Consider the following 9,559-nt stretch of genomic DNA (forward strand, 5'->3'; position numbering starts at 1 on the left):
CTAGGGAGGAGATGTCCACTGACTGTCCGGCTAGTTTCAGCGTCTGGGGCAGGTTGAGGGCCTTGGCCAAGTCGCCTACAGTCAAGGTGTTGCTCATACAAGCCTTCTCCAGCTCGTCGAAGCCGATTATGGGCTTGTTGGGATCTCCGTAGGCCACGAGGGCGATGATCGGGTCGTGGTAGGTCTTCTCGGCGCCTTCCATAAGGGCGAATTTAGTGGGGTTGTAGTGCACCACCGCCTCGCCCATGAAGTGCGCCACTATAGGGGCTTGTATGACGAACAGCACGGCGAAGGCTCCGGCCAGCGGCTTCACGATTTTGAGATACTTATGGTCCCCAGTCTTAAAGTACCTGTAGGCCCACCCGGCCGTGGCCACGGCCATGCCTATGAGAATAGCGGCGAGGATGTTGTGGAGTATAGACACCAGAGCATAGGGGCTGTAAAGGGCGACCATTGGGTCTTTTAACACGATGCCAACCTCCTGGGCGAACCCCGGCTTTTCGATTAAGAGGGAGATGGGCTGGCCGGTGGCGACGGCGGCTAGCTTAAGCGCCACCAGCTTCGGGACGTCGACGACGTTGGGGCCGTACTCGGGCATGAAGGGGTACAGGGTCTTGGCGACGGGGCCGACGCCCCACGGCGCCTGCATCCAGCTGTTTACGGCGGTGATCAAGACGCCGGAGAAGTAGGCGAAGGCGGCGTACAGCGCCAAAATGGCGATGCTGGTAGGCGGCTTGACCCTGCCGAGAGTTACTATAAAAAGTATTAAGAAGGCTATTTCGTTAGCAAAAGCGATTAACTCGAGGGCGAGGGGGACAAAGGCGAAGGTGGCAATGGCTAGGTTTACGCCGGGCCATATCTGGACTAGGCCGAACTCTACAAGAGTCCCGGTGATGGCGCCCAGAGCGAAGTTCACCGCCAGCACGGCCGTCATGATGCGGGCCGCCTTGTAGTAGTCGCGGTCTCCGGTGCGCCACCACTTCCAGAGCATTATGCCTATCGCCACGGGGAGGCCAAATGTCAGCGATATGAACACGCCGTGGAAATAGACCCCCAACGCGCTTAATGGAAGAAGTGGATTTGGATTCGTCATGCTGGCAGATAGGACTTCGATTTTATATACTTATTGGTACAAGTTATCGGTTCAAATCAAGTTTTGTGTACTATAAACGGTTTACTTTTGCCAATTGGCCTGGCTTTACCCACAGGGTAACTGCAATGGCTGAAGGTTTTTATATGCGTTATACAACTATGGCGATGAACTGGCTTTTTGTTTTTGGCACTGTGCTGGTTGTAGCGGGTGTTCTACTCCTGGTGCTGGGTTCTGCGGCGTATATATTTATGAAAGGCGGCGTCAAGTCTGAGGGAGGCGTGGTCGGCTGCGTGGTGGTGTTCTTCGTGCCTGTATGCTTCGGGGCGGGGAGCGAGTCCGCGGTGGCTATGGGGTTGGTGGGCCTGGCGGCGTTGATAGCCGCCATCCTGCTCCTCCAGTGGCTGTTTTGGAGGCGGAGGGAGGCGGCGGCTGGCGGGTAGCGCCTCACCTAAGGAGCGGCAGTGTGAACAGAAGCAACGCCAGTGCTGTGAGTAGAATAGCCAGTATAAGGGTGAGCTGGGCTATCCTTTGGCTTGTGCCGAAGACGATGGGCACGGGCCCGATCAACACGACTCCTCCCGCCTCTGTTTTTGACTCCCCGCCCTCCTCCCTTTTCAACGCGGTGATGAATATGGATAACGCCATGAGGAACACGCCGACGATGATCAACAACAACGCCGCTGTCAGCAACTCCACGGATAAAGCTGGAATGTGGTTTAAATATTATTTAGAGAAGTAGTCGGCGAGAATTTTTAAGAGCGGTATGTTGTACACAACATCTCTCAAAGCCACTACGCCGTACAGCTCACCGCCCTTAGTCACCACCAGCCGCCTCACATTGGCCTCCTTCATTAGTAGCAACGCCTCGCCTATATGAGCATCTGCACCTACTGTTATAACTAGCTTGGACATAATTTCGCGCACCGGAGTCGAGGGATCCACCCCGGCCACATAAGCCTTTAGCAGATCCCTCTCGCCTACGATACCCACGGGTTTTGAGGGGTTAGCCGGGTCGCCACCACCACCGAGCCGATGTTTTTCGCAAGAATTAACTCGGCTACTTCACGAATTGGCGTGGTGGGGAAGCAGGTAACTATGCTAGTTCTGGCCACCGCGGCAACTTTCACATACTATATGAGACGGCTAATTATTATTTATACATAGTTCCCACTTTCGCAGATATAAAAATCGTCACGACAAATCGTACAAGTGTAAAGAGACAGAATTTGTTGCAGTAGGCTTATCTTAATTATTTATGTGCATTTGATATGTTCAATGTACATAAATCATAATGAAGTTTATATCTAACAGGAAAAGTAAGAGTTCATGGAGATCCAGAGAAGAGATTTCTTAAAGGTCGTCGGCACCGCGGCTCTGTTGGGAACGGCGCTAGGCGCAGTATCCACGTTGTCTAGAGAGCAGTCAGCCTCTGCGATTAGCTCAGAGCGTGTCATCCCTGTGATGTGTGGGGCGTGTGGCGCCGGCTGTGGGTTACTTTTCGTAGAGCGTAACGGAAGGAGGTATCTAGTGCCTAATTTGGCACATCCGCAACCCGGCATGTGTGGACGTCCCGCATCTGCTCTTCAGATGTGGAACCACCCGCTTAGGCTTAAGAGGCCTATGAAGCGGGTAGGGGAGAAGTTTGTGGAAGTGGATTGGGACTCCGCTCTCAACGAAATCGCGGCGAAGCTTAAAGAAATCGTGGAAAAATACGGCCCAGAGTCCGTGGTCATTGCACGCCATGATGTTCACTTATGGTTTCTACCGCTGTTTCAGTACCTTATAGGCACCCCTAACCTTATAGGGCACGAGGGGACTTGCCACACTGCATCAACAGCGGCTAGAGGAGCCGTGCTGGGGGCAGGCGGACCACCTGCTGTAGACCCAGATTATGAAAATGTGACGTATCTAATACTTATTGGGAGGAGTCTAGATGCGGCGATGGGTCATATTTGGCGGCTGACGGCGGCGCGGGAGCGCGGGGTGAAGGTAGTGGTGGTGGATCCGCGGGCGCCTAACATCGCCTACGGCTCTGTGGAGTGGGTGCCAATTGTACCAGGCACCGACGCCGCGTTTTTAATGGGGATGGCCTATGTAATTATCGGCGAGAGGCTGTATGACGAGAGCTTCGTGAAGCTATATACCAACGCGCCTATGCTGATAAAACCTGACGGCACGCCTCTCTCTGGCAAGGAGGTGGGGGTTGAGGGTGATTATGTCGTCTGGGACGCCGACGCTCAAGCCCCTGCGCCTTTGGGGAAGGCGAAAAACCCGGCGCTGACTCTAAACGACGAGGCGAGGCAGAGGGTGGGGGGCGCGAAGACGGTGTGGGAGCTGTTCACAGAGCGCGTGGCTAAGTACCCGCCGGAGGCCGCCGCGAGGATAACCGGCGTTGATGCCGCCACGATTGTGCGAATTGCGCGGGAGTTCGCAACGGCGAGGGGGGTGATCGATGATGGGTGGTACGCCGCGAAGAACGGCAACGACTTCGACACATATCGGCTAATCTTGATTCTAAACGCGCTGGTGGGTAATATTGACAAGCGGGGTGGGCTCTGTTTCCAGGAGTCTGCTGGGTATCCGAGTATATGCGACCTCGTCGGCCCCGACGTGGTGACGATCACAGGTGTTAAGCTCCCCGCGCCTAAGGCCAAGAGAATTGACAAGATTAAGTTTCCGCTTGCGGTATCCTCTTTTGACTCTGTGTATGAGGCGATACTCTCCGGCGATCCCTATCCTGTTAAGGCCTTGTTTGTGGTGGGGACGGGGCCACTGCAGAGAGACGCCAGGTACCACATGGCAGTGGAGGCTCTTAGGAAGCTTGAGTTAGTGGTGGCCATCGACATCTTCCCACATGATCATGTGGATTACGCCCACTACGTGCTTCCAGACTTGATGTTTCTCGAAAGGGAGGAGGTGTCGACTGTAAAGTGGACGCTACACGCGGCGCTTCAGAAATCTCACAAGGCGCTTGACCCGCCGCCTGGCGTCGAGGCGAGGCACGCGCCGTGGATACTTATGGAGATTGTAAGGAGGGCCTTTCCCGACAGAGCTAAGGCGGTGGGCTACGACGAGCGCTACGCCGACCCTCACAAGTTCGAGGAGTGGGAGCGCCAGCTTGTGCGCGAGGCTCTTAAAAAAGTGGCGGAGAGGTTTAAGCTACCCCTCGAGGAGCTGGAGAAGGAGCTGGAGGAGAAGGGTTTCGTGGTGTTGAAGCGCAAGAGCTACGGGACGAGGCCCTACAAGACGAAGCTAGCCACTCCGACGGGTTTAGTGGAGATATACTCCATCACGGCATTGAGAAATAAGCTTGATCCACTGCCGGACTACAGGGAGCCGCTCTACACAAAGCCCAAGGCGCCGAACGAGTTCTACCTAGTCAACGGCAAAGACAACATTGTGTCTTCCCACTTCGCCTTTACGCCAAACGCCAAATTCCTCGGCGATCGCTCCGTGTGGATGAATCCAAAAGACGCGGAAAGGCTGGGCATTAGAGACGGCGACTTGGTGGAGCTCGAGTCTATAGACACGGGGGCGAAGGCCACGGCTAGGGTAAAGGTGACGAATAGGGTGAGGGAGGGCGTGTTGTTTATCTACGCCTTCCTCGGCGGGAGGAGGTCAAGCTTCATTACGAAAGAGTTCGAGTTCCTGCGGGAGGGTGTAAATCCACAGTGGTTTGCCACGGGGAAGATCGAGCCTGTGGTTGGGTCTCCGCCTACAAACAGCACGGTCCGTGTGAGGAAGCTATGACGCGGCTGGCCCACCTCTGGGACCAGTCGCGGTGTGTTGCATGCGGGGCGTGTATTGCGGCTTGCAACGCGGCTAACTACGGTAGCACGGGGAGGGTGAACAAGACATGGGGCTGGCTCGCTTCAAACATAAAGAGGGTTGAGTTGGTGAGGGGGCTGAGGCCTATGCTCTTCCTCGTCCAGTGTCAGCACTGCGACAACGCGCCCTGCGTCGCCGTCTGCCCAACCGGCGCCTCGTATAGGGATGTGGACGGCCTTGTCAAGATAAAGCCGGAGCTGTGCATAGGCTGTAAGTACTGTATGGTGGCTTGCCCATACGAGGCAAGGTGGCTTGACGAGGAGAGCGGCTTGCCGAGGAAGTGCATGGAGGAGGAGTGCCTCAGTAGGGTGAAGGCCGGCCTAGAACCTGTCTGCGTCGCTGTGTGTCCCGCCGGCGCCAGAGCCTTCGGCGACTTGGACGATCCCAACAGCGCCATCTCCCGGCGGCTTGCCCAGAGCCGCTATATTAGGCTGCTCGAGGACAAGGGGACTGAGCCAAAGTACTTCGTGGTGGTGGGGCCATGACGGCGTTTCAAGAAATCTGGTCTCCATATCTAATTGGGCCGTTTCTGTGGCTGGCTGGCATAGCTGGGATGGGGTCGGTGGCTTATGTAATGCTGGCACGGCAGAGGGTAGAGGGTTACCAGAGGCTTGCATACGCCTTACTGCCGGCTATCGTCTTGGCGCTGGTGTTTGTAGTGGCCGACCTGTCAAGACCTTGGAATATGCCTGGAGCGATACTGTCCTCTATCTTCAGCGGCACGTTCGGCTGGGTGCGGAGCTGGATGGCGGTGGGCATCGCGTTGCTACTAATAGGCACAGTCCTTCTGTTATTCCTCACGCTGAGGTATATAGCGGCCAGTAGCGTGCTTGTACGAATAGTCGACTCCACGTGGTATGGTGTTCTGCTGGTGGTGGTTGGCGTACTCATTACGATATACAGCGGCTTCCTCATAGCGGCGGCGCCCGGCATCCCGTTCTGGAACACGGCGCTCATACCAGTCCTTTGGCTACTCAGCGCCTCAGTATGCGCCCTGGCACTGGTAGAGCTCTTGCTACACCACGGCGACGTAACCCGTCAAGTGGTGCGAATAAACGTGGCGCTTGAATCCGCCGAGCTAATCGCCGTCTTGGCCCTTATCAACCTAGCGCTGTATGGAGGCTCCACGGCGGCTAGGCTGAGCGCCCAGGCCCTTGCGTACGGGCCCCTGGCGGCGGCGTTCTGGGGCGGCGTCGTAGGACTAGGCGTGGTCATACCCCTGGCCATTGGGATAGTTTCGATGAAGAGACAAAACAGAGCGCTGACCGCGGCGGCCGCAGTGCTGGCGCTCATCGGGGCACTTCTGCTGAGAATACTAGTTCTCCAAGCCGGCGTTTTTGAACCAATACCATAATCCTTCCACATAATACAAAGATTTATTTTTCCACTGTTCAAATTGCGTGCTTGAGGACTTTCCCTGGCAGAAATATGGTGTTGGATTCGCCGTGTTGTTTGGCTCGAGGGCGGGGTATAAGCCTGTTGTTAGGGGGGACTGGGACATAGCGGTTTGGCCCGATCCTGGCGATAGATACGGCGATTTAGTGACAGATCTCGCCGCGCGTTTAGGCGTGCGGGAGGAGGATATTGACATTGTAGTGCTTGACGAAGACACGCCCTGCGCGTTGGTTCTAGAAATCGCCAGGGGGAGGCCGCTCTACTACAGAGATTTGAAGGAATTTCTAGACGTGCTCTACTTCCATGTGAATGTCTGTATTGACCACTTTATCACTCTCAGAAAGGTGGAGGCGTGGGAGACACAGCTTTCAAAGACATGGCGGTCTTGAGAGAGCTGGCTAGATACGTCTTCAGCTACGGGGCGGAGCTTGATAGATACACGGCGGAGGATCTAGAAGATTCAAAAAGGCTGTACGGCGCCATGTATCTCCTCATGTCTCAAAGCCAGGCGCTTATAGACATGGCAGAGAGGGCTGTCTCACTGCTGGGGCTCTCAGCCAGGGGCTATATAGACGCCGGCAGACAATTAATGATCCACGGAGTTTTTACAGAAAATGATTTTAAACTCTATATGAACATAGTTAAGTTTAGAAATGTTCTTGTTCATAAATATCAACTTGTTAATATAGTATTAAACCGGCGCTATAAGCAGTTGATAGACTTGGCGCTAAAGATCGTGGAGAGATTTGGTGAGGATCCGTAAATTTTTAACTCTTCTATATGTACTAGTCTGGTGAGAATAATTCGACGTAGTGAATGTGGCCAGTTGGCCAGGGCCCGTAGCTGGACTTTGTTGTACGGTAGGCGGAAGGTTGGCAAGACCACGCTACTTAGGACTTGTGTCCCCCACGACCTCTACGTGCTGGTGAGCCACGGCGGGGGCCACGCAGTGGTGGATGACGAGGTGGTGCCGGTGGAGGAGGCGGTTAGGGAGGTGGGCGCCGTGTTGAGGAGGGGCGGCGTCGCCGTGGTTGACGAATTCCAGCGGCTACCCACGAGGTACTGGGATTTAGTGGCCAGCTGGTCCCCCAGCGGGGTTTTGATAGCGGCGGGCTCCAGCTACGGGATTGTTCACAAGGTATTTGACAAGTCCAGCCCCCTCCTCGGGCTCTTCTCCCCCCTGCACATAGACATAATCGCATACGAGGAGGTTCTGGCGCAGGTCGGGGACCCCCTCCTCGCCGTGGTGTGGAGAGATCCGTGGGCTATACCCCACATAAATAGCGTAGAGGAGCTCAGGGAGAGGGCTAGGGACCTGGCGCTGATCGCCAGGGGGCTCATCGGCGAGGTCTTCACAGAGGAGGACAGGGAGCTGACCGACACTTACTGGAGGGCTATACTGCTGGTGGCGGAGGGGTACTGGAAGAGCACAGACGTGGCGGGGGCCCTGGGCCTCAGGGGCGGCCTCGCCTCGGCGTCCTCCATCCTCTCTAAACTTTCTAAGATGGGGGTTTTGAGGGCTGTGCCTACTCTCGGGCGGGAGAGGTACTACACAGTGAGGTCGCCGGTGCTCTCCCTCATACTCTACGCCGAGGCTAAGTACAGCGTCAGCGACCTAGGCGCGGCCCCGCCCGAGTTGCCAATTGGGCGGGAGGTCCAGTTCACGGTGGGGGAGATGCTCGCCAGCTACTACGGAGCCGTCCAGCGGTACTCGCCCCGGGAGGATATCGATGTGGTGTTGACAAGAGGGCGTAGGAGGCTGTGGGCCTTTGAGGTGAAGCTCGGCCCCTTCACAAGGCCAGAGGCCGCCGAGGCGGTCACGAGGCTAAAAAAAGTGGCCGAGAAGGCGGGGCTCGTCAGCCTCTCGGAGAGGCCGCCGGAGGTGGGCGACGCCTCGCTTGGGCCCCAGGAGCTGTACCAAATGGCGAGGGAGCTCGCGAAAAGCCGAGGCGTCATTTAAATACGCCCCCCGTTATCGACGTGATGATTCGGTTCTTGGCGGAGCGGTGAAGTGTGCCGAGTTCGCTGACAATATTTAATAACCATCGAGAGCGGTAGAGCATGCGCGTGGTGGAATCTGGCCAGTTTCAGGTGAACAAGCCGCCCCGGGAGGTTGTGGAGATGTTGAAAAAGCCGGAGGTGGTGGCGAAGCTCATACCCGGGGTCTCCAACGTGCAGAAGTCCGGCGATGAGTACGTGGGCGAGGCGTCGGTGAGGCTTGGGCACCTCTCCGGCAAGATGAACGCCCGCTTCAAATACTCAGAGGTTCGCGACGACGGCGTAGTGGTCGTAGGGAGGGCCACGGGGCTACAGACAACGGCAGACTTCAAAATAGAGGTCACTGCGACCCCCGGCGGCTCGGGGTCTGTGGTCAGCTGGAGATTCGAGGGCGAGGCCCGGGGCCTAGCCGCAACGCTGGCGCCCTCGCTTGTGAGCGGTGCTTTGAGAAAAATGGCCGAGGAGGCGGCGCAGAACTTAGCCCAGTACATCAATAAATCATAGAAGTAGAAAGACGGCGCATATCAGCCCAATTATGTGCGCAACTGTGCAGTAGAGACACAGCGCCTTAAGCTTCACCTCAATTCCGATTAACAACACTACGCCTAACACAGCCAGTAGGGCCCATATCTGTCCATAACCTAGATGAAACGCGAGGGGCACGCCGCCGAACCACGCCGCCCCCACGTATTCAAGAGGTATCCCAAGAGGCCTCGCATATGGAGAGCCGAGCACCACCTCGCAACCGGTGAGTCTACCTCTTCTACACACATCTCCCGGCTTATTCAGGAGGGTGTGGGCCAAGCCCCCCGCCGCGAGTAGCCATATACCAAGTTGCTCGTACCCCGCTAGCCTCGACAAGATCCCCGCGGCGGAGAGCGCCAATGCGACGAGTAAATATCTCACGACAGCGACACGACACAGCATTTATATACTTATTACCCAGGGAAACAACCTTCACGAGACTACAGCAGACAGATCAGCACACCACTATTGAAGTACCATTAACCAAGGAATATCGGGCCAGTTTCAAGCGAACCTCTTCAGAGATATGTGATGCTGATAACGACATGAGGTTGTTGCTAGGCTACATCCGGTTCAATGTACAGCAAAGTTGGCGGCGAATACTTAGGGGAGCCGCTGTGAAGATAAGCCGCATATCAGATAAAAAGAACGCTCACCTCAAAGATGGCGGAGACTAAAGAGGTTAGCATAGCGGCGGCGGGAGGCTCCTCACTTTTACGC

At 56.0% G+C, this 9,559-nt stretch carries 13 protein-coding genes; 8 read left to right on the top strand and 5 right to left on the bottom strand.

Features of this window, described 5'->3' with window-relative positions; all coding sequences use genetic code 11:
• Nucleotides 1-1,093: cytochrome ubiquinol oxidase subunit I (locus ACP5J3_RS07680; protein WP_428495147.1), on the bottom strand; the 1,093-nt coding region annotated here is incomplete at its 3' end.
• A gap of 164 nt (nt 1,094-1,257) precedes the next feature.
• On the opposite strand from ACP5J3_RS07680, the gene ACP5J3_RS07685 reads away from it, so the two are divergent.
• The gene (locus tag ACP5J3_RS07685) at nt 1,258-1,533 is read left to right on the top strand and encodes a hypothetical protein (protein WP_428495148.1); all 276 of its coding nucleotides are present in this window, start codon (nt 1,258-1,260) and stop codon (nt 1,531-1,533) included.
• Between the two features lie 4 nt (nt 1,534-1,537).
• Here the strand turns inward: ACP5J3_RS07685 and ACP5J3_RS07690 are convergent, their stop codons facing one another.
• Genes ACP5J3_RS07690 through ACP5J3_RS07700 form a run of 3 tightly spaced genes read right to left on the bottom strand, consistent with a single transcriptional unit; the run spans nt 1,538 to nt 2,220 of the window.
• Nucleotides 1,538-1,789: a TIGR00304 family membrane protein gene (locus ACP5J3_RS07690; RefSeq protein ID WP_428495149.1), complete on the bottom strand. Its 252-nt coding sequence runs from the start codon at nt 1,787-1,789 to the stop codon at nt 1,538-1,540.
• Nucleotides 1,790-1,816: 27 nt separating this feature from the next.
• Nucleotides 1,817-2,083, bottom strand: coding sequence for a CBS domain-containing protein (locus ACP5J3_RS07695; RefSeq protein ID WP_428495150.1), 267 nt, complete (start codon nt 2,081-2,083; stop codon nt 1,817-1,819).
• Entirely contained in the window at nt 2,071-2,220 is a 150-nt protein-coding gene (locus ACP5J3_RS07700) for a CBS domain-containing protein (protein WP_428495151.1), read from the bottom strand. Before ACP5J3_RS07700 ends, ACP5J3_RS07695 begins: the two co-directional genes overlap by 13 nt.
• Nucleotides 2,221-2,419: 199 nt before the next feature.
• Here ACP5J3_RS07700 and ACP5J3_RS07705 point away from each other — a divergent pair, with 199 nt between their 5' ends.
• From ACP5J3_RS07705 to ACP5J3_RS07735, 7 genes are all read left to right on the top strand, one after another.
• Nucleotides 2,420-4,843 carry a molybdopterin-dependent oxidoreductase gene (locus tag ACP5J3_RS07705; RefSeq protein WP_428495152.1) on the top strand — a complete coding sequence of 808 codons (2,424 nt, stop codon included), beginning with the start codon at nt 2,420-2,422 and terminating at the stop codon, nt 4,841-4,843.
• Nucleotides 4,840-5,406, top strand: coding sequence for a 4Fe-4S dicluster domain-containing protein (locus ACP5J3_RS07710; RefSeq protein WP_428495153.1), 567 nt, complete (start codon nt 4,840-4,842; stop codon nt 5,404-5,406). Before ACP5J3_RS07705 ends, ACP5J3_RS07710 begins: the two co-directional genes overlap by 4 nt.
• Entirely contained in the window at nt 5,403-6,275 is an 873-nt protein-coding gene (gene nrfD, locus ACP5J3_RS07715; protein ID WP_428495154.1) for an NrfD/PsrC family molybdoenzyme membrane anchor subunit, read from the top strand. Before ACP5J3_RS07710 ends, nrfD begins: the two co-directional genes overlap by 4 nt.
• 46 nt (nt 6,276-6,321) lie before the next feature.
• Complete coding sequence (locus tag ACP5J3_RS07720) at nt 6,322-6,705, top strand: nucleotidyltransferase domain-containing protein (protein WP_428495155.1); 384 nt, start codon at nt 6,322-6,324, stop codon at nt 6,703-6,705.
• Nucleotides 6,669-7,079 (top strand): DUF86 domain-containing protein, encoded by a 411-nt coding sequence (locus ACP5J3_RS07725; RefSeq protein WP_428495156.1) that lies wholly within the window; start codon nt 6,669-6,671, stop codon nt 7,077-7,079. Before ACP5J3_RS07720 ends, ACP5J3_RS07725 begins: the two co-directional genes overlap by 37 nt.
• A gap of 30 nt (nt 7,080-7,109) precedes the next feature.
• Nucleotides 7,110-8,276 (top strand): ATP-binding protein, encoded by a 1,167-nt coding sequence (locus ACP5J3_RS07730; protein ID WP_428495157.1) that lies wholly within the window; start codon nt 7,110-7,112, stop codon nt 8,274-8,276.
• Between the two features lie 101 nt (nt 8,277-8,377).
• Entirely contained in the window at nt 8,378-8,818 is a 441-nt protein-coding gene (locus ACP5J3_RS07735) for an SRPBCC domain-containing protein (RefSeq protein WP_428495158.1), read from the top strand.
• On the opposite strand, the gene ACP5J3_RS07740 is transcribed toward ACP5J3_RS07735, so the two are convergent.
• Entirely contained in the window at nt 8,813-9,220 is a 408-nt protein-coding gene (locus tag ACP5J3_RS07740; protein ID WP_428495159.1) for a vitamin K epoxide reductase family protein, read from the bottom strand. The two genes, ACP5J3_RS07735 and ACP5J3_RS07740, sit on opposite strands and share 6 nt — an antisense overlap.
• Between the last annotated feature and the right edge of the window lie 339 nt (nt 9,221-9,559).

The organism is Pyrobaculum sp., assembly GCF_049971835.1.
GTDB lineage: Archaea > Thermoproteota > Thermoprotei > Thermoproteales > Thermoproteaceae > Pyrobaculum.

Coding starts and splice junctions, on each gene's coding strand:
- ACP5J3_RS07685 (WP_428495148.1), top strand. CDS start 1,258: ATGAACTGGCTTTTTGTTTTTGGCACTGTGCTGGTTGTAGCGGGTGTT.
- ACP5J3_RS07705 (WP_428495152.1), top strand. CDS start 2,420: ATGGAGATCCAGAGAAGAGATTTCTTAAAGGTCGTCGGCACCGCGGCT.
- ACP5J3_RS07710 (WP_428495153.1), top strand. CDS start 4,840: ATGACGCGGCTGGCCCACCTCTGGGACCAGTCGCGGTGTGTTGCATGC.
- nrfD (WP_428495154.1), top strand. CDS start 5,403: ATGACGGCGTTTCAAGAAATCTGGTCTCCATATCTAATTGGGCCGTTT.
- ACP5J3_RS07735 (WP_428495158.1), top strand. CDS start 8,378: ATGCGCGTGGTGGAATCTGGCCAGTTTCAGGTGAACAAGCCGCCCCGG.